General features: G+C 46.0%; 23 protein-coding genes, 2 pseudogenes and 1 riboswitch. Of the genes and pseudogenes, 20 read left to right on the top strand and 5 right to left on the bottom strand.

Annotated elements, in window-relative coordinates; translation table 11 throughout:
• The coding region (locus tag EGV91_RS13725; RefSeq protein ID WP_135504629.1) for a cation-translocating P-type ATPase at nt 1–2,343 on the bottom strand (2,343 nt) is incomplete at its 3' end.
• A gap of 215 nt (nt 2,344–2,558) precedes the next feature.
• Nucleotides 2,559–2,740, top strand: a riboswitch (Lysine riboswitch).
• Nucleotides 2,741–2,872: 132 nt separating this feature from the next.
• On the opposite strand from EGV91_RS13725, the pseudogene EGV91_RS13720 reads away from it, so the two are divergent.
• From EGV91_RS13720 to EGV91_RS13710, 3 genes and pseudogenes are all read left to right on the top strand, one after another.
• Nucleotides 2,873–3,717 (top strand): annotated as a pseudogene (locus tag EGV91_RS13720) (transporter substrate-binding domain-containing protein).
• 63 nt (nt 3,718–3,780) lie between these two features.
• Nucleotides 3,781–4,548: an amino acid ABC transporter permease gene (locus EGV91_RS13715; RefSeq protein ID WP_135504627.1), complete on the top strand. Its 768-nt coding sequence runs from the start codon at nt 3,781–3,783 to the stop codon at nt 4,546–4,548.
• A gap of 30 nt (nt 4,549–4,578) precedes the next feature.
• Nucleotides 4,579–5,313, top strand: a complete 735-nt coding sequence (locus EGV91_RS13710; protein ID WP_135504626.1) for an amino acid ABC transporter ATP-binding protein — start codon at nt 4,579–4,581, stop codon at nt 5,311–5,313.
• A 99-nt stretch (nt 5,314–5,412) separates the two neighbouring features.
• Here EGV91_RS13710 and EGV91_RS13705 read toward each other — a convergent pair whose 3' ends face one another.
• Nucleotides 5,413–6,480: a DctP family TRAP transporter solute-binding subunit gene (locus EGV91_RS13705; protein WP_421958251.1), complete on the bottom strand. Its 1,068-nt coding sequence runs from the start codon at nt 6,478–6,480 to the stop codon at nt 5,413–5,415.
• A 76-nt stretch (nt 6,481–6,556) separates the two neighbouring features.
• Between EGV91_RS13705 and EGV91_RS13700 the strand changes: the two are divergent.
• From EGV91_RS13700 to EGV91_RS13665, 8 genes and pseudogenes are all read left to right on the top strand, one after another.
• A pseudogene (locus EGV91_RS13700) lies at nt 6,557–8,154 on the top strand (ATP-binding protein).
• The gene (locus tag EGV91_RS13695; protein ID WP_135504625.1) at nt 8,144–8,839 is read left to right on the top strand and encodes a response regulator; all 696 of its coding nucleotides are present in this window, start codon (nt 8,144–8,146) and stop codon (nt 8,837–8,839) included. The pseudogene EGV91_RS13700 and the gene EGV91_RS13695 overlap by 11 nt, the downstream one beginning before the upstream one ends.
• A 120-nt stretch (nt 8,840–8,959) precedes the next feature.
• A complete protein-coding gene (dctP, locus tag EGV91_RS13690) occupies nt 8,960–10,258 on the top strand; it encodes a C4-dicarboxylate transporter DctP (protein ID WP_135504623.1) in 1,299 nt (432 codons plus the stop codon).
• A gap of 197 nt (nt 10,259–10,455) precedes the next feature.
• Complete coding sequence (locus EGV91_RS13685) at nt 10,456–10,791, top strand: zinc ribbon domain-containing protein YjdM (RefSeq protein WP_135504621.1); 336 nt, start codon at nt 10,456–10,458, stop codon at nt 10,789–10,791.
• A 340-nt stretch (nt 10,792–11,131) separates the two neighbouring features.
• A complete protein-coding gene (locus EGV91_RS13680) occupies nt 11,132–11,323 on the top strand; it encodes a hypothetical protein (protein ID WP_338325058.1) in 192 nt (63 codons plus the stop codon).
• An 86-nt stretch (nt 11,324–11,409) separates the two neighbouring features.
• Complete coding sequence (locus EGV91_RS13675; protein WP_135504618.1) at nt 11,410–11,634, top strand: hypothetical protein; 225 nt, start codon at nt 11,410–11,412, stop codon at nt 11,632–11,634.
• Nucleotides 11,635–11,743: 109 nt separating this feature from the next.
• The gene (locus tag EGV91_RS13670; protein ID WP_135504617.1) at nt 11,744–12,196 is read left to right on the top strand and encodes a hypothetical protein; all 453 of its coding nucleotides are present in this window, start codon (nt 11,744–11,746) and stop codon (nt 12,194–12,196) included.
• A gap of 118 nt (nt 12,197–12,314) precedes the next feature.
• Nucleotides 12,315–12,971, top strand: coding sequence for a hypothetical protein (locus EGV91_RS13665; RefSeq protein WP_135504615.1), 657 nt, complete (start codon nt 12,315–12,317; stop codon nt 12,969–12,971).
• A 95-nt stretch (nt 12,972–13,066) separates the two neighbouring features.
• Here the strand turns inward: EGV91_RS13665 and EGV91_RS13660 are convergent, their stop codons facing one another.
• On the bottom strand, nt 13,067–13,417 hold the full coding sequence (locus EGV91_RS13660; protein ID WP_135504614.1) for a CPCC family cysteine-rich protein: 351 nt from the start codon (nt 13,415–13,417) through the stop codon (nt 13,067–13,069).
• A gap of 489 nt (nt 13,418–13,906) precedes the next feature.
• Here EGV91_RS13660 and EGV91_RS13655 point away from each other — a divergent pair, with 489 nt between their 5' ends.
• From EGV91_RS13655 to EGV91_RS13615, 9 genes are all read left to right on the top strand, one after another.
• Entirely contained in the window at nt 13,907–14,494 is a 588-nt protein-coding gene (locus EGV91_RS13655) for a histidine phosphatase family protein (RefSeq protein WP_135504612.1), read from the top strand.
• Nucleotides 14,495–14,564: 70 nt separating this feature from the next.
• Entirely contained in the window at nt 14,565–14,762 is a 198-nt protein-coding gene (locus EGV91_RS13650) for a hypothetical protein (RefSeq protein ID WP_135504611.1), read from the top strand.
• 268 nt (nt 14,763–15,030) lie between these two features.
• Nucleotides 15,031–15,513 (top strand): RNA polymerase sigma factor, encoded by a 483-nt coding sequence (locus EGV91_RS13645; protein WP_135504610.1) that lies wholly within the window; start codon nt 15,031–15,033, stop codon nt 15,511–15,513.
• Complete coding sequence (locus tag EGV91_RS13640) at nt 15,503–16,351, top strand: zf-HC2 domain-containing protein (RefSeq protein WP_135504608.1); 849 nt, start codon at nt 15,503–15,505, stop codon at nt 16,349–16,351. Before EGV91_RS13645 ends, EGV91_RS13640 begins: the two co-directional genes overlap by 11 nt.
• Nucleotides 16,352–16,785: 434 nt before the next feature.
• Nucleotides 16,786–17,091 (top strand): hypothetical protein, encoded by a 306-nt coding sequence (locus EGV91_RS13635; RefSeq protein ID WP_135504607.1) that lies wholly within the window; start codon nt 16,786–16,788, stop codon nt 17,089–17,091.
• 504 nt (nt 17,092–17,595) lie between these two features.
• Nucleotides 17,596–18,150: a hypothetical protein gene (locus EGV91_RS13630; RefSeq protein ID WP_135504606.1), complete on the top strand. Its 555-nt coding sequence runs from the start codon at nt 17,596–17,598 to the stop codon at nt 18,148–18,150.
• A gap of 159 nt (nt 18,151–18,309) precedes the next feature.
• A complete protein-coding gene (locus EGV91_RS13625; protein WP_135504604.1) occupies nt 18,310–19,047 on the top strand; it encodes a GntR family transcriptional regulator in 738 nt (245 codons plus the stop codon).
• Nucleotides 19,048–19,216: 169 nt separating this feature from the next.
• Nucleotides 19,217–20,380 (top strand): mandelate racemase/muconate lactonizing enzyme family protein, encoded by a 1,164-nt coding sequence (locus tag EGV91_RS13620; protein ID WP_135504603.1) that lies wholly within the window; start codon nt 19,217–19,219, stop codon nt 20,378–20,380.
• A 264-nt stretch (nt 20,381–20,644) separates the two neighbouring features.
• Complete coding sequence (locus EGV91_RS13615; protein WP_135504601.1) at nt 20,645–21,490, top strand: LysM peptidoglycan-binding domain-containing protein; 846 nt, start codon at nt 20,645–20,647, stop codon at nt 21,488–21,490.
• 160 nt (nt 21,491–21,650) lie between these two features.
• On the opposite strand, the gene EGV91_RS13610 is transcribed toward EGV91_RS13615, so the two are convergent.
• The gene (locus tag EGV91_RS13610; RefSeq protein ID WP_135504599.1) at nt 21,651–22,559 is read right to left on the bottom strand and encodes a LysR family transcriptional regulator; all 909 of its coding nucleotides are present in this window, start codon (nt 22,557–22,559) and stop codon (nt 21,651–21,653) included.
• 127 nt (nt 22,560–22,686) lie between these two features.
• Complete coding sequence (locus tag EGV91_RS13605; RefSeq protein ID WP_135504597.1) at nt 22,687–24,408, bottom strand: GMC family oxidoreductase; 1,722 nt, start codon at nt 24,406–24,408, stop codon at nt 22,687–22,689.
• Nucleotides 24,409–24,414: the final 6 nt, after the last annotated feature.

Below are 24,414 nucleotides of genomic sequence, written 5' to 3'. Positions count from 1 at the left end.
CAGGGTAGACGCGCCGATAAGAAAGCCACGGGACAGGATTTTCCATGCCAGCCCTCTGGCGAAGACGCCTTCTTTTGGATCGCGCGGTTTCTTTTTCATGACGTCGTCTTCCGGACGATCGAGCCCCAGCGCCATCGCCGGCAGCCCGTCCGTCACGAGATTGACCCAGAGGATCTGAATCGGAACGAGCGGCAGCGGCAATGCGAGAATCATCGCAAACAGCATGACGAGGATTTCTCCGACATTGGACGCCAGCAGATAGCGGATGAATTTGCGGATATTATCATAAATATTGCGCCCTTCGACAATCGCCGCTTTGATGGTCGCAAAATTATCGTCGAGCAGGATAAGAGAAGCTGCTTCTTTTGCGACGTCTGTGCCGGTGATGCCCATCGCAACGCCGATATCCGCCGTCTTGAGGGCAGGCGCATCGTTGACGCCGTCGCCAGTCATGGCGACGACGCGGCCGTTTTGCTGCAATGCCTGGACGATGCGCAGCTTGTGTTCGGGCGTGACCCGGGCGAAAACGGACGCCTTTTCCACGACTTCCTGCAGCTGTTCCGCGGACATCTCGTCCAGCTCTTTGCCTTCCACCGCAATGCCGGCCTCACCGGAAATGTGTAGTTTTTCGGCAATCGCCAGCGCTGTTACCGCATGATCCCCGGTGATCATGATCGTGCGGATACCGGCGTTCCAGCATTCCTGGATGGCGGCTTTCACTTCCTCGCGCGGCGGATCGATCATGCCCTCGAGCCCGATGAACACGAGATCCTTTTCAATTTCCTGTTCAGTGAAAACAAGGGTGTGGGGCGGCAGCGGCTTATAGGCGATGGCCATCGTGCGGAGCGCATTGCTGGCCATGCCGATTACCGCACGTTCCACTTCGGCAGCCCGTTCAGCAGTGAGCGGCAGCTGCTGCTCGCCCCATCGAATCGAACCGCAGTGGGTCGCCAACAGATCAGGGGCCCCTTTTGTCACTGCGAGAAGCTGTCCGTTCCTATCTTTGACAATGACACTCATCATTTTGCGTTCAGAGTCAAAAGGCAGCTCCTGGACCACGGTGAAATTTTCCATGAGCCATTTTTCGCTTATGCCCGCTTTCATCGCGGCCACGACCATGGCGCCTTCGGTCGGATCTCCTTCGATGGCGTATTCCTGGTCTTTCTTAAACACTTTCGCATTATTGCATAACATCCCATATAAAAGGAGCTCATGCAGCGCTGGGACGCCTTGCAATTCGACGAGGGTGCCTGCTTCAAAAAAACGGCCATCCGGTTCATACCCGGTTCCCTCAACCGTCCATTCCTGCCCGCCGCTCCATAAATGCGTAACGGTCATTTCGTTTTCAGTCATTGTGCCGGTCTTGTCCGAGCAAATGACAGAAGCGCTGCCCAGAATCTCGACAGCCGGCAGTTTGCGGACCACTGCGTCTTTTTTGATCATCCGCTGGACGCCAATCGACAAGGCAATGGTGACGACAGCCGGCAGGCCTTCGGGAACCGCGGCAACGGCAAGCGATAAGCCCGCAAAAAAGATCGTGTAAAAATCATTGCCGCGCCATACACCGATGGCAACTACTAACAGCGTCAGCAGCAAAGCGGCGATGATCAGGATTTTCCCGAGCTGCCCGAGCTTGCGCTGCAGCGGCGTATCCATCCCTTCGGACGCCTGCAAAAGCCCCGCAATCTGTCCGACTTCGGTGTTCATGCCGGTACTGACCACAATTCCGACGCCGCTGCCTCTTGTCACCAATGTTCCCATGAACGCCATATTGCTGATGTCCGCCAAGTTCGGGTCGACAATCGCCAGCGATTCGGTCCGCTTCGAAGCAGGCATCGATTCACCGGTCAGCGCCGATTCCTCGATTTCCAGGCTGGCCGCTTCAATCAGCCGCACATCCGCTCCGATCCGGTCGCCGCTGGAGAAACGGATTACATCACCCGGCACAATTTCGCGCGAAGGCAAGCGTGCCCATTTCTCGCTGCGCAGCACTTGGACTTGGGGAGCTGAAAGTTTTTTCAGCGCTTCCAGTGATTTTTCGGCTTTGCGGTCCTGATAGAAGCCGAGGGAGGCGTTGAGGATGACGATCAACACAATCGCAGCCGCGTCAATCCATTCGCCAAGGACGGAAGAGATTACGGCAGCGGCCAATAGCACCACAATCATCAAATCCGTGAATTGGCTGAAGAAAGACAGGAGCAGGGACTGCTTTTTGGCTTCAGCCAATACATTGAAGCCGTGCTTGTCTTGGCGCAGCCGGACTTCTTCAGCGCTCAATCCGTGCAACGGATCGGTTTTGACTGCCTTCAGCAATTGCGCCCGGTCCATCTCGTGAAAATCCATGGCCAACGCTCCCTCCGTTTTCTGGCGTTCAATGGATAGCAGTATCTGTAATAAATTGAATATTCGAATTAATTATAACAGCTCTAGATTCTTTGGACAGCTTTGATTAATGGCAAGGTCCAGCAGTCGAGCGTGGAATGGAATTTAGGGCGGCGTTGACAGGAAAAAAGTAATAATGTAGACTATGAAAAACAAGTGAATATAACCTCACTTTCCGGTGAGGTAGAGGCGCGGGATTTATTAGTCCATAGAAGAGTTTGAGAAGCAAGGATGCTATGGAGAAGGAAAGACCGCCGAAGTTTGTAATAGTTCTCATTATTACTTGCTGGGTCTGCAGTGAACAATTGCAGGACTGCCGCATAGGACTCCCAGTCCGATGCGGTGTGCTATCTCGAAAAGGGAAAAGAGGATTTAGGGCAACTATGCATATAGCGATCTGAGTCTATCTCAGGTCTTTTTTTGTACATAGCTGCCCTTTTTGCTGTATTCAGAACTATTTTACAGAACACACGAGGGGGAGAATGAGAAGATGAAAAAGAAATCAGGGTTGATGTTAACGGCTATGTTGTCACTGGGTATGCTGCTTGCAGGATGTGGGTCGGAAGAAGGCGCATCGTCGGGCGGCGGTTCGAGTGAAGAAGGCAAGACATTTAAAGTGGGGATGGAAGCGGGCTACGCGCCGTTCAACTGGACGCAAAGCGATGATTCCAATGGCGCTGTGAAAATTTCCGGCAATGCGGAATATGCGGGCGGCTACGATGTGGAAATCGCAAAACAAATCGCGGAAGATCTCGGGATGGAACTGGAAATCGTCAAAACGGAATGGGACGGCTTGGTGCCGGCACTGAACTCGGCAAGATTGATGCCATCGTTGCGGGCATGTCCCCGACAGCAGAACGCAAAGAAACCATCGACTTTTCCGATCATTATTACACATCGGAATTGGTGATGGTCGTGAAAAAAGGCGGCGAATTTGAAGGCGCGAGCACATTGGCAGATTTCAACGGCGCGAAAGTCACAGCGCAATTGAACACGTTCCATTACTCCGTCATCGACCAGATCGAAGGCGTATCCAAAGAAACAGCAATGGAAAGCTTCCCGGCAATGCGGGTTGCACTTGAGTCCGGCATAATCGACGGCTACGTTTCAGAGCGCCCGGAAGCGGTCAGTGCTTCCGCTGCCAACGAAAACTTTGCAATGGTGGAATTCACGGACGGCTTTGAAACGTCAGAAGACGACACAGCGGTTGCAGTCGGCTTGGAAAAAGGCAGTGAGTTCACGGAGCAGATCAACGAAACATTGGCTGGCATCTCAGAAGAGCAGCGCCAGGAAATCATGGATACAGCGATCCAAAACCAACCAGCTGCCCAATAAAGCTTAGGCGGTGCCGGCTGCAGCTAAATGCAGCCGGCTTTAAATTTTTTTAGGAGGAAAACCATGAGTCTTGAATGGGTTATCACGATACTTACAAATAACTGGCCGATGTTCCTGCGCGGAGCAGGCATGACGCTGCTGATTTCCATCATCGGTACGCTGATCGGCGCCGCCATCGGATTGATCATCGGCATTGTCAATACCATTCCGATGCCGGAGCGCGGCGTGAAGCGCCTGTTCCAGAAAACAATCAATTTCCTGCTGTCCGCGTATGTGGAATTTTTCCGCGGCACGCCGATGATCGTACAGGCCATGGTCATTTTCTACGGCTCGGCGATGGCGTTCGGCATTGATATGGATGTCTTTACGGCGGCGATATTCATCGTCTCGATCAATACCGGCGCATACATGGCAGAGATTGTCCGCGGCGGCATCATTTCGGTCGACAAAGGACAGTTCGAAGCGGCACAGGCAATCGGCATGAACCATTTCCAGACGATGATGAATGTCGTCATGCCGCAGGTCGTGCGCAACATCCTGCCGGCAACCGGCAACCAATTCGTCATTAACATCAAGGATACGGCCGTATTGAACGTCATCGGTGTGACGGAATTATTTTTCCAGACCAAATCGGTGTCGGGCAATAATTTCCGGTATTTCGAATCGTTCTTCATTGCCTGCGTCTTGTACTTTGTCATGACGTTCACCATCACATTGCTGCTCCGCAAGCTTGAGCGCAAGATGGCGGGGCCGTCCAATTACAGCATGATCGGCGGACTGCCGATGCAAGTGGTCACTCCGGAAGACACGGAGCACAAAATCAAAGAATAAGAAATCCGCAGAAGCAGAAGAGGAGACCTTATGGAAAAAGTAATTGAAATCCAGCATTTAAGCAAATCCTTCGGAACGAATGAAGTGTTGAAAGATATCGATTTCTCTGTCAGCAAAGGGGAAGTGGTATGCGTCATCGGATCGTCGGGATCCGGGAAATCGACGCTGCTCCGCTGCGTCAACTTGCTCGAAAAACCGAGCGGCGGCAAGATCATCTACAATGGAAAAAATATTCTCGATGCCCACCATAACATCCATTCCTACCGCACGAAGCTCGGCATGGTGTTCCAGCAATTCAATTTGTTCAACAACCACAACGTCCTGAACAATTGCGTCGTCGGGCAGATCAAGGTGCTGAAGCGCAAGCGGCAGGATGCGGAAAAGACCGCGAAGAAATTCCTGCACGTCGTGGGCATGGACCAATACGTCAACGCGAAGCCGGAACAGCTTTCCGGAGGCCAGAAACAGCGTGTGGCGATTGCGCGCGCGTTGTCGATGGAGCCCGAGGTCATGCTGTTTGATGAGCCGACTTCGGCACTTGATCCGGAAATGGTCGGTGAAGTGCTGAAAGTCATGAAAGACTTAGCAAAAAGCGGGCTGACGATGCTCATTGTCACGCACGAAATGGAATTCGCCAAAGAAGTCGCAGACCGGGTCGTCTTTATGGACAAAGGCGTCATTGTGGAAGAAGGGCCGCCGGAACAGATTTTCAACCATCCGAAGAAAGAGCGGACCCAGGAGTTTTTGAAACGGACGCTTCGCTAAACCGTTCCAGCCTATCGTTAACACCGAGAACAAAGGCAAAACCCGCAGGGCAGAGAGGTTCAAGAGCCTCTCTGGCTGCGGGTTTTATTGTGCATGCGTTTACTGGTTTTCCAGGTGTTTCTTCTGCAGTGCAGCCAGTTCCTGCAACAATCCGGCTCCGATCGCATCGGCGTATTCGGCGTAAACCGGCGCCAATTTCTCTTCCCACTCGAGCTTGTCCTTTTCGGAAAGTTCGTGTATGCGGATAGCCGATTTTTCTTTGATGAGCTGCAGCTGTTCGGACTCGAGCTTTTGGGCATTTTCGTCGTTCCAGGCAGTGGTTTCGTTCATCGCTTCCAGCAAAATCCGCTGCGTCTGATCCGTTTGCTGGTTCCATACGTCTTGGTCCATCATGACGGCATAACCCAAATAACCGTGGTTCGTGATTGTCATATGGTCCTGGACAGTATAGAATTTCTTCGAGTAGATATTGGAAATGGTGTTTTCTTCGCCGTCCACTTCACCCGCTTCGATCAGGTTGTAAGTGAAGTTGAAGGATTCCTGCTTGGCCGTTGCGCCGAGCAGGTTGAATTGGGATTGGATGATGTCGTTTTGCATGATCCGGAACGTTTGCCCGGCCAGGTCTTCCGGCTTTTCGATCGGCCCTTTATTGCTGGTCAATTGCTTAAAGCCGCTTGGCCAATGGGCAAGCCCTTTGAGCCCGTCTGCTTCGAGCGATTTCAGCAGCTCATCTCCGAGGGGGCCGTGGATACCTTCGGTGATGGCGGCATAAGAAGTAAAGGCGTAGGGCAAATCCAACACGCCCCATTTTTCAGACAGCCTCGTGAGTTTGGAGGTCGAAGGGGCAATCATTTGGACTTGCCCGTCTTTTAAGGCATTGATTTCTTCAATATCCGAATACAGGCTGCCGTTCGGAAAAACGACGATTTGGATGGCGCCGTCTGATTTTTCATAAACCAGTTCGGCGAATTTGTCCGCAGCCTGTCCTTTCGGCGTGTTTTCAGCGACCACATGGCTGAATTTAAAAACAATCTGGCCGCTCAGCCCTTCCTGGTCGTCATCATAAGGCAAAGTCTCCGCTTCGGATGAAATGCGCTGGAAGACCATCAAGGCAATAGCCGCCATGCCAATCAATAAAAGCAGCGCGTATTTATAAGTTTTGTTCACAATTGGCCTCCTCATAAATCCATACCATAAGCATAATCACAAGCCCGTTATCCGTAAAGCGAAAGGAGGCCGGAAGATGAAACAGCTTCCCATCCGGTGGAAAATCATGATCCTGTCCTATGCCGTGGTGATTTTTTCGCTGTTGATCGGCGGACTTGTCATTGCGGTCAATATCCAGCAGACCGAAGAGAGGGAACTCCGGCTGCGGTCGATGAATACGGCGCGGACAGTCGCTGAATTGTCCGATATCAAATCGGCCATCAACCAGCCCGAAGGCTGGAAAGAGATCAATCCAGTCGTCGAGGAAATCCGGACCATCAACGAAGCCGATTACATCGTCGTCATGAACATGGCGAAAATCCGCTATTCCCACCCGGTCCCGGACATGCTCGGCACCATATCGGAAGGCACAGACGAAGAGCCTTCTTTTGCGGAACATACGTATTTCTCGAAAGCGAAAGGGGAGCTCGGCACCGTCATCCGGGCATTCGTGCCGATAAAAGACAGCGAATTGAACCAGACGGGGGTGGTCGTGGTCGGCAACCGCATCCCGAGCGTCCTCGACATCATGTCGGGCCTGTCAAAAGAAATCCTGTTCATCGTGGTCGTGACGCTGCTGTTCGGGCTGCTCGGCTCGATCCTACTGGCAAACCACATCAAAAAGCAGATGTTCCAGCTGGACCGTTTGAAATCAAACGGATGCACGAAGAGCGGACGGCGACGTTCCATTCGATGAACGAAGGCGTCATCGCCATCGACAGCAGCGAAATCATCACGGTATTCAACGAAAAAGCGAAAAAGATCTTTAATGTCACGGGCGAATTTGTCGGCCGCCCGATCCGTTCGGTTTTAAAAGACACCCGGCTGCCGGAAATCGTCGAAAAAAACGAGGCGGTTTACAACGAAGAAATCAAAGTCAGCGGCAAAGTCATCGTCAGCAACCGCATCCCGATCTGGAAAGACGACGAGCTGATCGGAGCCGTCGCCATTTTCCAGGACCGAACGGAAGTGGCGAAACTGGCAGAAGAACTGACCGGCGTCAAAAACTTCGTGGACGCACTGCGCGTGCAAAGCCACGAACACATGAACAAATTGCATACCATCGCAGGGTTGATTCAGCTCGGCAAACCGCAAAAAGCGCTGCAGCTGGCTCACCACGCAGCTGAAGAACAGGAATTGTCCGCTTATTTCCTAAATGAAAAAATCAGGAACGATGCCATTGCAGGCCTTCTGCTCAGCAAAGTGAAAAGGGGGAAAGAGCTGGGAATCGACGTCGCCATTGACGCGAACAGCCGTTTTACCGATTTCCCGCCGGGGTCTGACCAGCATGATTTCGTGGTGGTGCTCGGCAATTTGATTGAAAACGCGTTCGGGTCGTTTGAAAGCACCGACAAAGACGCGAAGCGCATCGACATCAGCATCGAACAATCGCCCAGCATTTGCGCGATTCTGGTGGAAGACAACGGCTCTGGGATCCCGGAAACGCATATGCCCAAGATTTACGAAAAAGGATTCACGGCCAATAAAATATCAGGCACCGGCTATGGCCTGTATTTGGTGAAACAGATTGTCGACAAAGCAAGAGGAACGATTAGCGTATCTTCCCAGCACGGGGAAGGGACATCGTTCATAATCGATTTCCCGATGGAGGAGGATGAACCGCATGGCAATTAATGAAGGGTTTACTGTGTTATTGATCGAAGACGATCCGATGGTCAGGGAAGTGAACAAGGAATTCATCGAAAGCGTCAAAGGCTTCCGCGTGCTTGCGGTTGCGGACAATGGCGAAGAAGGGCTACAGCTGGCGAAAGAGCTGGGGCCGGATTTGGTGATCCTTGACATCTTCATGCCGAAAAAAGACGGCATCAAGGTGCTGCGGGAATTTCGCAAACAGAAAATCGAAGTGGACACGATCGTCGTTTCAGCGGCTAAAGACAGCGACACCATCAAATTGATGCTGCAGAACGGCGCGATGGATTACATCATCAAGCCGTTCAAGCTGCACCGCATCCAGCTGGCATTGGAGAAATACCAGGCCTACCGCGCCAGCTTCAACCGGTCGGAAACCGTGTCCCAAGAACAATTGGATGTCTTGCTGCATGCAGGGCCGGCGAAGAAAGTGGAGACGGGTTTATTGCCAAAAGGCTTGAATGAGTTTACGTTGAACGAAATCATCGTCACCATCCGCGCACAGGAAGTGCCGCGGTCAGCCGAAGAAGTGGCGAGTGCGATCGGCATTGCCCGGGTCACGGCGCGCCGCTATTTGGATTACCTGGAGAAAAGCGGCGTCATTGCGCTGGATGTCCAATACGGTGGAGTCGGCCGGCCGGTCAACCGCTATGTCTACAACCCCGAGTAAAGTGAGACCAAAAAGACCAAAAGAGCCATTATGACCATAAACTTCTCCTCTCTCACTGAAAGCGTTATCATTTTGAAAGAATCAGAAAATGAAGCGACATTCAATTGAGGAGGAGAGCATATGAAAAAGCAAATATACAAGAACCTGACATTCCAAGTACTGGCCGCAATCGCCCTTGGCGTCTTGGTCGGCCTGGTATGGCCGAACATCGGCAAGGAAATGAAGCCGGTCGGCGATACGTTCATCAACGCGGTGAAAATGGTCATCGCGCCGATCATCTTCCTGACCATCGTTCTTGGCATTGCAAAAATGGGCGATATGAAAAAAGTCGGCAAAGTCGGCGGGAAAGCATTCCTTTACTTTGAAGTGGTCACGACGCTCGCATTGGTCATCGGACTGATCGTGGTCAACGTGATCAAACCGGGTGCTGGACTCGATTTCAGCAAACTTGAAAAAGGGGACGTGTCCCAGTACACCGAAACCGGCGCACAAGGCATCAACTGGATCGAATTCGTTACTCACATCGTACCGTCCAATATGGTCGATGCGTTCGCTAAAGGCGACATTCTGCAAGTGCTGTTCTTCTCTGTGCTGTTCGGTGTGGCGCTTGCTACGCTTGGGGAAAAAGGGAAATCGATCATCGATTTGCTGGACAAGCTGTCATTGGTATTCTTCAAAATCATCGGCTTTGTCATGAAAGCTGCGCCGATTGGTGCATTTGCCGCAATGGCCTACACGATCGGCCATTTCGGGCTAACGTCGCTGGTGCCATTGGCGAAATTGATGTTTTCCGTTTACACGACAATGTTCATCTTCATCTTTGTCGTCTTGAACTTGATCTGCAAAATGTACGGATTCAGCTTATGGAAATACTTGAAATTCATCAAAGAAGAAATCCTCATCGTTTTGGGCACGAGCTCTTCGGAATCGGTGCTGCCGCGCATGATGGATAAAATGGAGCGCTACGGTGCTTCGAAATCGGTGGTCGGACTGGTCATTCCGACGGGGTATTCGTTCAACTTGGACGGCACATCGATTTACCTGTCGATGGCAGTGGTATTCCTGGCGCAAGTATTCGGCGTCGATTTGTCGATCGCCCAGCAAATCACCATCATTTTGGTGTTGATGCTGACGTCTAAAGGTGCAGCGGGTGTGACGGGAAGCGGCTTTATCGTTCTTGCGTCGACATTGTCCGCGCTGCAGGTCATTCCTCTTGAAGGCTTGGCGCTGCTGCTGGGGGTTGACCGCTTCATGAGCGAAGGGCGCGCAATCGTCAACTTGATCGGCAACGGCATCGCGACGATCGTCGTAGCGAAAAGCGTCGGTGAATTTGACGAAACGAAACGCGAAGAAGCCTTCACGGAAATGGTCAAACGGAAAAAGCTGGGCACAGCGGTTGCGGCGAATTCAGAAAGCTGAAAATCCAAAACCTTATGCACAAGAATTTCAAACGGCAGGCGTCTCCGGGAAACCGGGAGGCCTGCCGTTTTTTCATTGATCCAGTCGAATGTGGAAATGACGGTATTTAAAAAGCAACTGCGAAAACAACGGCTGGCATGATAGGATAGAAGAAACTACTTAGCGAGCGGTTTCAACAACGAATGGAGGAAACAAAGATGGAAACATTGCCAAATTGCCCTGAATGCAAGTCAGCCTATACGTATGAGGATGGAAACCTGCTGGTGTGCCCGGAATGCGGCCACGAATGGACGCTTGCAGAGGAAGCGGAAGAAACAGCGAAAGTCGTGCGCGACGCAAACGGCAACATTCTCGCTGACGGCGATTCCGTCACCGTCATCAAAGACCTGAAAGTGAAAGGCACGTCATCAGTGCTGAAAATCGGCACCAAAGCCAAAAACATCAAACTAGTCGAAGGCGACCACGACATCGATTGCAAAATTGACGGCTTCGGACCAATGAAACTGAAATCGGAATTCGTCAAAAAAGGGTGAAGTTGTTCCACGTGAAACGGACACAAATATACAACCAAAGAGCCGGCTGCCGAGAAAATTCGGCAGCTTTTTTGGCTGTGCTGCGGCTAGTTTTTCTAGGGGCTTCCTTGTTTGATGAGAGGGATTGGTCGTAAATGTGCAGCAAAAATCGCGAACGTTTGTAAAGTGTTTTGGCACGTTTATGAACGTTCTTTTTTTGGGTTTTTGGCTGTTTTTAGAGCATTCGGAAAGGTGTACTTTTACGAACGCTTTTTTAGCGAGAAATAATTTATCGACTTCTATCTATAAAACTCAAGAATGGTAAAATAAGTATTATAAAGAAGAGACACAAAAATTGAAAGTGAAGGTAAATAGTAGAATGCCACATCCATATGAAAAATATGAAAAATATGAAAATACAGAGCTATGGAAAAAAATAGATCAGGCACTAGATGAGTTAGTTGAAAATCAGGACATCGAAGAAATAACAAAGAGAGAATACATTGTCGGATATATCTGCAAGAAGGTCATAGAAACGAAAGAACTGAAATAACATAGAATATCAAGGATCTGAATGTAACTTACGTGCAGTCAAGTTACATTCAAACCAGTCTATAATTATGGAAAAGAGACAAGAACATGAAAAAAGATTTTTTAAAACAAGAGAAATGGACGATATCACTTTTTCTTCTTGCAATAACAATTGGATATGTTTCAAGTGTCATTTTGATTGGTGGTCCTGTGACATATTCAGCCCCTATTGGTTCATTAACAGGGTTTCTTCTGTTTGAATCATGGAATTACAGACGCTTTAAAAAGGAATGGAAAAGCAAGAAATATCGCGATACTTTTAGGGAATATTAATGCCTGACCAGTTTGAATGTAACTTATTAGGAATTAAGTTACATTCGTTCGTTGTGTATCAGCAGCTTCGATAAATCAGATAAGGGTTATTAAATGGGGGGCTGGAAGAGTGTTTAAAAGAATTATAGGAGTTTTTCTTAGCGCAGTTATACTGGGATTAGGGGTTGCTGTGTTAAATTATGTCTCACTAAACCAGAGAGAATCAGATGTGTATTATTTAGGTGAAGGAGTTTACTTTATTTTAACTCTATGGGTTTATCTACTCTTCTACCTAGTGGTGGTCGTTCCTTCTTCTTGGATAATAGACAAATCCAGAAAACGTTTTAAAAAAACTACAATTACTAATCAATATTTTATTGGGATAGCCCTTTACTCTCTTGCAGGTTTTTTTTTAGGAACAGTTTATAATTTGCTAATGGGATCAACGCAAAATTACTTGAATAATTTTATTGAAACACTAGCATTCTGGTTTATAGCGCTATTTCTTTATTTCCAAGTTTTATGGGTTCTTGAAAGAGGTTTTTTAGAAAAAGTACTAAAGCGTGAAAAATCAGTTCTGTAATTCCTTCAACTAAAAATATAAAACTGAATGTAACTTAGTCCTAATTAAGTTACATTCGTTTCTGAAGTTTATTGGTCACGCCAGAATATAAATAATCGAACGAGAAGTCGGTGAGAATATGGTTGATGAAGAATTACAAAAACAGATTACCGCATTGGTGATGGAACGGAAAATGGAGACAGCTGAACGGTTATTGATCGATTACGTCGAGCAGAATCCCTATGATACCGAGGGATGGAATCGATTAATTGTACTGGAAACGCTCACGCCATTTGAAGATTACGAACAAGCCGCTGACTTTGCTCGGGACGCCTTGTATTACCACCCAACCAATCTGCTTTACTTTATCCTGATTCTTTCTTTTACTCCCTGGTACCAAGGAGAACTGGATGACGAACTCGTGGAGCAAGCCGAAGAAGTGCAGCACAAAGCAGATCCCGAAATAGCATCTATTATTTCACTGCTGCTTGCCGACCATTATCAGAGCAAGGATAAGGCTCATTACGAATTCTTATTAAAACGGTCAATCCAGGACTACCCGTATATTGTTAGAAACTACACAGATTTAGGGCAGCATTATATGGGATATGGAAAAAAAGAACTGGGGAAGGCATTGGTCAAAAAAGGCTTCGCCAATGTAAAATTCGTCTACATAGAGGGTGTAGACAACAACCATGACGATCTGGATATTATCCGGTACATCAATGAAATGATAACGGGAGTCTTTACTACAGAATACAGTTATCGTGACTTAGAGAACTTGTTGCAGAAGTAAGCTGACCATGTTTGAACGACTTTTACTAATTCTGAATGTAACTTAATTGCAAGTAAGTTACATTCAGAATTAAGAATAGAGCTAAGAAACTAATCCTATCCTTGCAAATTCAAACTCTGTTCTAACTTCACAATTTTGTCCCACTTGATCGTTTCAGTTTCTTCGTTATTTATATTTAGGGATTCATAGGCCTCCATCAACATTCTTTTTTTCTCTATAACTGCTGGAGTTATGTCTTTTGTTTTTTTCCGGTACATGGTCAAATGCGCTTCAAAATTCCTCCGGGCCTCTGCTAAGGAGTAATCTCCATTCGGACCTCCATCAATTTTTTCGGGATCGAGTTCATTGTAACTTCCGTCCTCCCAATCACACAGTATACAAATTTCGTCATAAGATCTTTTTTCTAAAGTTGGATAGGCGCAGCAAGGGCAAATTTCTCTCATCATTAGAAGCTCCTTTGTTAGAAAATTTCTTAAGTTTACCACTATTATCTTTATATTAAAAGATTGAAATAAAAAGAATAATAGAGAAAATGCCTTTCCGTTTATTAGCGGAAAGGCATTTATGTTTTTTCTTGACTAGCATTGAACTGGCTTAGCAGAAAAACTGACGGGATACCAATTATGATTTAAAATATCGTTTTCCAAGCTTCCTAAGATCTCATTTAAAAAGAATTAGGCTTACATATCAGAAGCTGCACAAATAGAAATGGAGAGAGGATGCTGATTAAAGTTATCTTCTCTCTTTTTTGTGTAAAAGTTTACTTTTACTTAAGGTTATCTTAATTGTCGTCAATCCTTAGAAACTTTTTATGAATTAAACTCGTTGTTATAAATGACAAGAATTTTCCATCTATTGGAATCTATTGAGTAAGAAATGAAGCAAGAAAATAGTTCGTTTTGGAGTCTAAAATAAAAATATGGGAGGCTTATATTTTGAGCACATTTATTTATATGGTTAGACATGGGGAGTCTCCAAAGGAAGGAAATGAGAGAACGAGAGGATTAACGAAAAAAGGACAAACACATGCTAAGCAAGTAGCTGAAATATTGAAAGCTGAAGAAATTGATGTTGTTATTTCAAGCCCATACCTACGCTCGGTATTAACAGTTGAAAAATTAGCGCATCAAATAGGTAAGGAGGTTTTAGTATTTGAAGACTTAAAAGAAAGAAAATTTTCTTCGGAAGCCAATCGAGTCTCAAATAAGGAATTGCTTCCACTTTTGGAAAGGTCGTTTTTAGAGCCAAATTACGCTTTAGGCGGAGGGGAGTCAAATGTTGATTGTCAAAAAAGGGCTGTAAAAGTTTTAAAAGAACTGTTAACTACCTATGAAGAAAAAAAGGTTGTAATAGGTACTCACGGAGCCGTAATGACTTTAATGATGGGCTTTTATGACGAAAAATACGACCTGAATTTTTTATCTAATACATCAAAACCTGATATCTATAAAATGGAATTCAGCGGGCATGAATTAGTGGATGTTCAAAGATTATGGAGTGAAAGCATGGGAACTGATCATTAAAACGACGTTACTCTACTTCCAGTGATAATTTAACTCCAGACTTTTAAAACTTATAGAAAGATGTGATGAAATGGGATTTTGGTATATATTATTACTTTTAATAGGTATTTCTTTTCTTGTAATAGGTGCTTTAAAGAAAGAAGTTTCGCTTGCTACTAAGATGGTCATAATACTTTTCGTACTTGGTGTCTTCTTTGTCGGTGGCTCACTATTTATGCTTATGCCCGGTAGCGATGAAATCATTTCTGAACTCTTAGAGCTAAACTAGTAGGAAGTAAGTTAATATATGAGGGATTGTCAGAAGCAGTAGTTGTTCTTATAGCGAAATCAAAAGGGGAAAAGCAGTGCTTAATAGCGATGCTTTTCCCCTTTTGTCTGTGTAAGTGTACTTTTACGAATGGTTTTTTCAACAGTTAATTAAAATTAATTATCTTGGATTAAAACGTAAATGTTAAAATATAGAAATTAAGAAATTTAAAAAATCTTGTAACGAAAAGTGGTTTTTACAGATATATAGGGTGAAGGGAGGTAGAAGAGTGGATCAGCTTACGGAAATATATGAACAACATGCGGAGCAAGTAGGTAAATATTTAATCACACTTTGCCGAAATGCAGATGTGGCAGAAGAGTTGACGCAAGAAACCTTTTATCAAGCGATTCGCTCGATTGATAATTATAACGGTGACTGCAAAATGTCGGTTTGGCTCTGTCAAATTGCGAAGCATACCTATTATAAATATGTCGATAGACAAGTAAAGCAAGCGAATCCAATACATACAGCTGAGCAAATCACCTCTTTAGAGCACGACTTAGTTGATAACGAAAATAAAATGGAGCTTTTCCGTATTATTCATTTACTTGACGAGCCCTATAAGGAGATTGTATTGCTGCGGTTATTGGGGGACTTATCGTTCAAGGAAATTGGCGAAATCCACCAAAAAAAAGAAAATTGGGCTAGGGTAACTTTTTATAGAGCCAAGTTAAAATTGAGAGAGCGAGGAACTGTGTATGAAGAATGAATGTTACATTGTCCGTGATTTATTGCCTTCCTATATAGATCAATTGTGCAGTGACGAAAGCAAGCAATTTATCGAACAGCATATGGCTCACTGCGAATCTTGTTCCCACATGTTATACCAAATGAAAGAAGAATTGAATGTCGTAGAACAAAGAGACCTGCCCCTGCGTATGGAACAAAAAAAGCCGTTTGAAAAAGTCTCCAGATTTTTAAAGGCGCAGCTGGACTTTACAAAATTTTTGAAAGTTTCGTTTGGGCTTTCATTATTAATCACTCTGATCCTGTTGGTGTTCGCTTTCACTAATTTGGCAGAGTGGCAGGAGAATCAACAAGAACAACAACGGGTGGAGCAAGAACAGCAAGATATTATGGATAAGACGTTTGCAGCGATACTGGCTCAAGGTATGCCAGACGAGGCAGCTCTCCAATCTGTTTTCGAACAATACCAAGAGCAACTGGAGCACATTGCACTATTCGCCTCTGAAGATACTGAGAATACGCCGACTTGGCAACAAGGGCCAATGACTACATTTCCCGTTGATTATAAAAAAGCTTTGATTGTCGTAGGGGAGAATGGCAATATGACAGAAGCGATTGTTCCAAATGATTATGATATCGGGACGATGGTTATGGCAAATGAGGAATGGGTGGTTCAATTTGAATACAAGGAATCTTATCTACCAACAGTTGAAAATGCGCATCAAATAAAGCATTACTTTCCTACTGTATGGCAATTGTTCTCCATGCCTACCGTATTCACTATAATCACCTTGTTCATTTTCACTATTTGGCTTTATCAAAAGCGAATTATGAAACCGATGGAAACAACAATAGGTTGAATCCTTTTTATCTAGGAAAAAATAGCATCTATTTTAAAATTCCAACTAGTAATGTAGGCAGTTGCGTTTCGTTTACATATCATGAATTTGCAGGAAGCTGCACAAATAGAAAGCGAGAAAATAGGCAGATTAAAGCTTATTTTCTCGCTTTTGGTTTGTAGAAGTATACTTTTATGAACGCTTGGAATTAATTTGAGTCCATTGGAGTTGCTTCTATCTTTAAAATCAGGAAATGGTAAAATAAGTATATAGAAGCCCAGAGAAGATTTTTTATGAAAAAAAGAGATTGTTACATATGAAAATAGGTTACAAGTAGGCGTTCACTTATAGGAAAGCGAAAATAAAACAACGCTTTAAAATGGTCAGTGGAGAAATTATTCCCGTTAACACCTTAGAGTAGGCAAAGAATTAACTCTTAAGAACCGAGGTGTCAAATGAAAAAAGTTTGGATTGCTTATAATGGCATTGCGGTTCTAATTCTTGCAGCTTTGATCGTGCTGGATTATGTCATAAATATCGCTATAGATGTATATCCCGTTAACACCATTTATACTGGGCTCGCCATCTACTTATGCGGGTTCAATATTCTGATTGCCATGCCCATCTGGCTCATTGTCCTGCTGATGAACCGCTCCCGGATGAACCGGAAATCTTTTTTGATAGGGCTGGTTTTATTTTTAATGTTCCTTGGAATGACCGCCTATCCGGTTATGACAGCCATCGGGTATACGGCTTTTTAATCCGATGGTTGAAAGGCGAGATTGTTAACGCTTTATCAAAGTTAAAAAATTTACAAGAATTAGTGAAAGAAACATGGGCTGCCTTTTGAGGTGGTCCTTTTCTTGTTACCAAGATTTATTAATATAATTTCAGCAGATAGGATTTTCTTATGCAATGCTTATCAAGCATAAATGCTGATGACTGTTCAGAATTATCTACTTTGAAAAAGATTCGAGTTTGATGCATTGAATAGTTAATAAAAAGAATGGTAATTAAAAATAAATGAAGCTTTTAGAAATGGCACAGTTGAAGAAAGCCAAGCTACAGACGATTTCCATTTGGAGTATCTTAAAACTCTCTTCTGGGGAATCGTAATATTTTTATACGGGGGAAAATTAGAAGAAATGGCTAACTTTTTCATGACACGAGATATTGAACCATTGGATTTTTATGGTAATATCTATTGAAAGAAGAACTGGAATGATTTGAAGTCATGAAATACTGATTTCATAAGGGGAAATGACATGAAAAAACGCTTATGGCTTTTTCTTGCTATGCTAATCGGTTTAATTGCCATTGGTATCCTGCTGGTTCTATTCATGTTTTACTATGAACCGGCCCCTGACAGAAACGATGTCGAAGAAATGGTAAGCGCAAGCAATCTTGAGGAATTTGGAGAGGTGGAAGGCTCATATCTTCTCACTCCAAGAAATTATGGGTTCTACAATGACGATAGTATTTACATTGTGGAACAGTATCTCCACGAAGGCGGAGATTATGGGAACCGGTATGTTGTCATAAAGGAAGGTATAGCAGTAACGAATGATGATGAACCGGCTGTTGATCAGATTTACGCTAAAGGTGAAGTGCAGGACGGGTACTTGGATGATTTTCAAATACGATCGAAGCATCAAATGATTGTCTATACGGACAATGAAAAAATTGAAGAAAAATGGATTTTCAAAGTGACCTATAAATACGATGGGGTATACTTTTTGTCTTTTTTACTTCCTGAAGAAACCGAAGAAAACCGATTTAATTTATTCACAGAAGGCTATCAACAGTTTTTGGAATTTTAATGAAGCAAGGATTTTTACGTTTTTTGATAATCTTATGCAATTCATGCCGTATGCATCCCTGGCCGGAAGTTGCGTGTAAGGCCTCAATCATTTAGGCGGAAATCTGATATAATTCAGTTAATATCGGCGACTTTAATAAAATGAAATTTGGTGGATAGCATGAAGCAAAAAGAGAAGCGAAGCAGTGATCACAGTGCTTTAAAGAAAACCTTATTGCAATACAAAGAAGAAGCAAACGAAGATCGCTTGCCGCAGCAGGCCTATATCATTATTCAACAAGCGATTCGAAACCTGCAGCTTCAACCCAATGAGGCTTTTTTGGAACGGGAAATTATCGACATGCTGGAAATGAGCCGGACGCCCGTTCGCGAAGCGTTGATACGACTGGAGATGGATCGCTGGATTCGGTTGACCCCTCGAAAAGGCTTTAGTGTTGAACCGATCATCAAAGAAAACATCGAGCAAATTTGCCAAATTGCTGAAGCGCTGGATGGTGTGGCTGCGGAGTTAGCCACTTTGAATATGGAGGAAAAACAGCTCGACATGCTGGATTCCCTTATTGCGCGCCAGGAAAAATGCCTGGATGAAAATAATTTAGAGGCTTATTTAGAGGCAGATAACCAATTTCATCATTTGATCGTTGCGTACTCCCGGAATGAGCGGCTGCAAAATATCATGGACAGCCATTCAGATCAATTGTACCGGGCTCGCTTATTCACCATTAATGAGCGAAAGCTTCCTGTCCGCTCCATCAAGGAACATAAGGCAATCGTAGCTGCCATGCGAGCCGAGGACAGCAAAGCAGCGCAGCTTCTCATGCATTCCCATAGGCATCGCGGCGGACAGGAAATCTTGGCGATTATCGAAAGCAAGCCAATAAATAAGCAAGGAAAATAACGTAAGACGTTTCTGGACAAGAAGCGTCTTTTTATTATGCTTCGAAATTTAAAAAATTTATTAAATGACTATTTACGTTATTTTAATTAATTTATCGCTTTTTATTGACATTAATAAATTTATTAATTATTCTTAAAATAAACAATCATTCGAAATGGGAGGTTTTAAGATGAAGATCATTGATATCAAAGAAAAAGCCGTACCGATTAAATCGAGCATCAGAAATGCGTATATTGATTTTTCAAAAATGAACGTTTCTGTCGTGGCAATCGTCACGGATGTATTTAAAAATGGCAAAAGGGTTGTCGGCTATGGTTTCAATTCGAATGGCCGCTATGCGCCAAGCGGACTTCTCCACGAAAGGTTTATCCCGCGTTTATTGGAAGCGGAAACAAATGACATTCTAAATGATGAAGGCTCAAATTTTGATGCTCATAAAATCTGGGATATTTTGATGACGGGCGAAAAGCCAGGCGGCCATGGGGAACGCTCGGTTGCGGTGGGAACACTGGATATGGCAGTTTGGGACCTTATTGCAAAAATTGAAGAAAAGCCCCTTTATCAACTGCTGGCCGAACGCTATGGCGATGGAAAGCCGGACGATAAAGTGTTTGTATATGCGGCAGGCGGCTATTATCAGCCAGGAAAAGACGATAAAATGCTGCAGGAAGAGATGAAAGGCTATCTTGACCTCGGGTATTCCGTCGTGAAAATGAAAATCGGAAACGGTTTAGAAGAAGATCTTCGGCGAATTGAAGCCGTGCTGGAAGTGGTGCCATCTGGCCAATCGCTGGCGGTGGATGTGAATGGCCGCTTTGATTTGGAGACGGCGATTCGATACGCTGAAAAGCTGGAGCCCTATAATTTGTTTTGGTATGAAGAAGTAGGAGATCCGCTGGACTACGAGCTTCAAGTGGAGCTTGCCAAGCATTATAAAAACCCGATGGCAACGGGGGAAAACCTGTTTTCCATGCAGGATGCCCGCAACCTCATCCGCTACGGGGGAATGAGGCCCGATCGGGATTACCTGCAATTTGACTGTGCGTTAAGTTATGGGCTTGTGGAGTATATGAGAATACTGGATATGTTAAAAGAGCATGGCTGGTCTTCACGCCGGTGCATTCCGCATGGCGGCCATCAATTGTCGCTGAACATTGCAGCCGGGTTGGGTCTGGGCGGCAATGAGTCTTATCCGGGAATCTTTCAACCATTCGGTGGATTTGCCGATGATATTCCGGTTGTAAATGGCTATGTCGGTTTGCCTGACGTTCCAGGGATCGGTTTCGAAACAAAAGCACCGTTGATTAAATTGCTGCGTTCGGTGGCTGAATAATTCCACCCGCCTAAGAATAAAACTTTGCCCTGCACCGCAATTTATAAGTTATCCAATGCCACTCCTGGAAAATCACCATTTCCAGGAGTGGCTATTTGTTTTATTGAGGTATTTTGTGCTCCTCTTTGGAACGGCACTCAGGGTCAATCGATTAAGAATTTGTAATATTATCAGAAAAATAACAAAAAAATGATTATTAATTTTCGTTAACGGGAATTTAAGGGGTGATGGCAGTAAAATAAAACCGGAAAGCAGGGGAGTAAGATGGAAAAGTTCAGTTTGAAACCCGTTCCTCAGAACAAGAAGAAAGAGCCGCGCTCGTCCAGCGGACAGAAGCGAATGGCAAAAATCCTTTTGTCGTTTGCGTTAGTCTCTTCCGCTGCACTTGTCGGCCCAGTAAGTTCGCCAAGTGCAGCGACGGAAGTGGCCAGTTATTACATTGTCAAAAAAGGCGACACGTTCTACAGCATTGCAAAAAAATACGGTTTGGTGGTTGAACAGCTGATGGCAGCGAACTTCACCACAAGCACCAAAATAATCGTCGGGCAAAAAATCGCAATTCCGCCCAAAGACCAGCCGTGGTCTGGAAACCAGGAAAATCTGGATGACAGAAACTATCAGGTGGTAAAAGGGGATACCTTGTATTCCATCTCGAAACGGACCGGTGTTTCAATCGACAGCATCAAGAGATTGAACAACTTAACATCAGACATCATTAAAATCGGGCAAATTTTGACGCTTTATCCGGACACGGGGGTCATATACCGAACTTCTGCCTCGTACACCGTGAAGTCAGGCGACACCAAGTATACGCTGCAAAACAAATTCGGCAACACCATCACTTTGCCAAGTGGTACATTGCAAATACTTCAAAAGCTTAAAGTCTCGGGTGAAGTATTGGAAATCACCACAGAAGAACCTTTCGGATTGGCAGACGGCCGCGTCATCGAAGTGAAAGTGGGAAATGATTATTATGCGATAAACCTGTATCAAGGAAATGATTCCATCCAGCATTTGGCGGATCGGAATGATCTCCGCTTAACGTTCACCGTGGTTCGTGTAGGACCGCGCTATGAAATGGTTTCTTATGCGGTACAAGAATTGGAATGAAAAATGGATTCACGTTTTACTTGCAGGGTTCGCAGCGAGCGAGCAACAACGAAAAAGACAGGATGCCGGCAACCGGACATCCTGTCTTTTTTTGTATTTAGAAGGGCTAACATTGAATCAAGCATAAGATTCGGCAACCGTGAAAATTATCGGCCGTCTATCATGCTTGATCTGCAAGCGCCTGTTGTTTCTGTTTTTCCAAAAAGGCGATTGTGTAAGCGATGAACTCCTTGACGGTGTCTGTCTGGCTGCGTTCTTTATGCCAGACGAGCCCTACCGAACGTGTACATTTGGGTTCCGAGATCTTCAGCTCGGCCAATTGAAGCGTAGCAAGGCGTTTGCTTCTGATTAAAGAGGGGCTGAAGGCGATGCCGAGCCCTTTCTCGACCAGTTCGTAGGTGACGCCCGTTTCGTCGCCTTCAAAGGCGAAGTCCGGGTAAAATCCGGCTTGGGCGCAGAAGTTTTCCGTTAAATCGCGAAATCCGTAGCCAGGCGGCATGACGATAAACGGATCATTTCGGACTTCTGTCAGCTCGATGCTTTTGCGGGCAGCGAGCGGGTGGGTGAGGGGCACGGCCAACAGGATCTCTTCTTCGATAATCGGATACCATTCGATGTTTTCTCCGTGGATGGGAAAAGTGGAGATGCCGACATCGATTTCGCCGCTTTCAAGCTGGCTTTGCATGCGCTGGGCAAATGCCTGGTATTGGCGGAATTGGGCTTGGGGATGTATTTTCAAAAATCCGCCCAATAGTTCGGGTAAGATGGTCGGGATGGTGACCGCTACGGAAATCAGGCGATTTTGTTTTTCGGTCAAAAACGCCAATTCTTTCTCGCTTTTTTGCAGTTCCAGGAAAATCGCGTCAACCGTTTTCAAATAAGCTTTTCCCAACGTGTTCAGGCGGATTTGCCGGCCGGTGCGGTCGAACAGCTGGTAGCCCAGGCGCGTCTCCAGTTTGGCAATCGTCTTGCTGAGTGCGGGCTGGGACACGTTGAGTGCTTGAGCGGCTTTTGTCAGGTGCTGATGTTTCGCCACTTCTTGAAAATACTTTAATTGCAGAAAATCCATGCCTTTTCTCCTTTCCGAAAGCTTTCATGTGCTCAACACATTGTAGTACACCCGGGCCTTATCCGGCAAATACACAAAAAAGCTCCAAGTCCCAATCGGAACTTGAAGCTTTTTGGATGGCATCGGCTTAGACGAGCGAGCCGCCTTCTTTCAGGAAACGCTGGATTCCTTCCGCTGCGCGGTAGGAAAGCGCACCTAAAGTGACTGTCGGGTTGAATGCACTATTGTGCGGGAAAGCGGATGCGCCGACAACAAATACATTTTCTGCGTCCCACATTTGCAGGTAGCTGTTCACTGCGGACGTTTCGGGATCTGCCCCCATGATGACGCCGCCTGTGTTGTGGGTATTGGTGTCTTTATTAACATTGAAAGCGCCTTGTTCTTCGTTTGTCTGGATGATATCGGCGCCGATTTCTTCCGCGATTTTATGCGTGACTTTGGAGATGTATTTCACCAGTTCACGGTCCTGCTCGGTGTAATCGAATGTCATGCGCAGCAAGGGTTTGCCGTAAGCGTCCTTGTACTCCGGATCCAAATCGAGGTAATTATAGCGGTGCGGCATGCTGGCTCCTTGCGATTTCACCGGAAAAAAGCTGTTCGCGTATTTGATCGATGCCGCTTTGAATTCTGCACCCCAAGCTGGAGTGCCTGCAGGGACCACGTTGTTCGCGATCGGGCGGTTGCCGTATTGGGTGACACGGATGCCGGCCCCGTGAAGGAAGTTCAGCTCGGAATGGTCGAATGCATCGCCGACGAAATCAGGGATTTCGATGCCAAGTGCACCGGCGCCTCCATAAAGGTTGAATTCCTTGCCTTCAAAAAACATCATCGAAGAAGCGGAGCTGACCTGGTAGCAATAGTTCTTGCCGATCGATCCGGTTTGGTCGGCGGAATTATAAGGGCGGCCCAAGCCGGAATTCAATAACAGGCGGACGTTGTTGAACACATAGCTTGCCACGACGACCACTTCAGCCGGCTGTTCGAATTCTTCCCCTGTAATCGTGTCGACGTATAAGACGCCTGTTGCTTTAACGCCGTCGTTCAAGATTTCGGTCACATTGGAATGGGTGCGAAGGTCCAAGTTGCCAGTTTGTTTTGCCACCGGAATGACCGTAACGGCAGGGTCTGCTTTGGCGCCGTATTCACAGCCGAAATTTTCGCAATAAGCGCAGTATTGGCAGGCGGCACGCGAAATGCCGTCCGGGTTTTCGTAAGCTTCCGAAAGGTTGCCGGAAGGCAGGATATATGGCGAGTAGCCCAAGTTTTTCGTCGCCGTTTCGAATAATTCCATGATCGGCGTTTTCAGCATCGGACCGGTCGGATAAGGGTTAGAACGGGGGCCATAACCGAATCCTTCCACCGTTTCGCCCGAAATTCCGGCCATTTTTTCGAATGTATCGTAATAAGGTTCAATTTCGTCGTACGTGATGCCCCAATTTTGAAGCGGCATGTCCGGACTGATTTTATCAGCGCCGTAGCGCTCTTCGGTCATCGTCTTGATTTCGAAATCGTAAGGCAGGAAGCGGTAAGTTTGGCCGTTCCAATGGCTTCCGGCTCCGCCGACGCCATCTCCGACGATGAACGTTCCATAATCACGCATCGGCAAGGCGCGCATTTTTTCGTTATTGCGGCTTGTAATGGTTTCTTTGGACAGATCCTGCATCAATTCCTCGCGGTGCTGGTAGCGCAGCTCATCGTGGGCCATCATGTAATCGCTGCTGTTGCGGTCTTTGCCGCGCTCGAGCCCGACAACGGATATGCCAGCTTTGGTCAGCTCAGACGCTACGATGCCGCCTGCCCATCCCATGCCGACGACAACAACGGGTACTTTCGGTAATTTTGTAGCCATAATAAA

Source organism: Planococcus koreensis, assembly GCF_004761975.1.
Taxonomy (GTDB): Bacteria; Bacillota; Bacilli; order Bacillales_A; family Planococcaceae; genus Planococcus; species Planococcus koreensis.
Note: the sequence above shows the minus strand (reverse complement) of the source record. Positions and strands in the feature narration are given on the sequence as shown.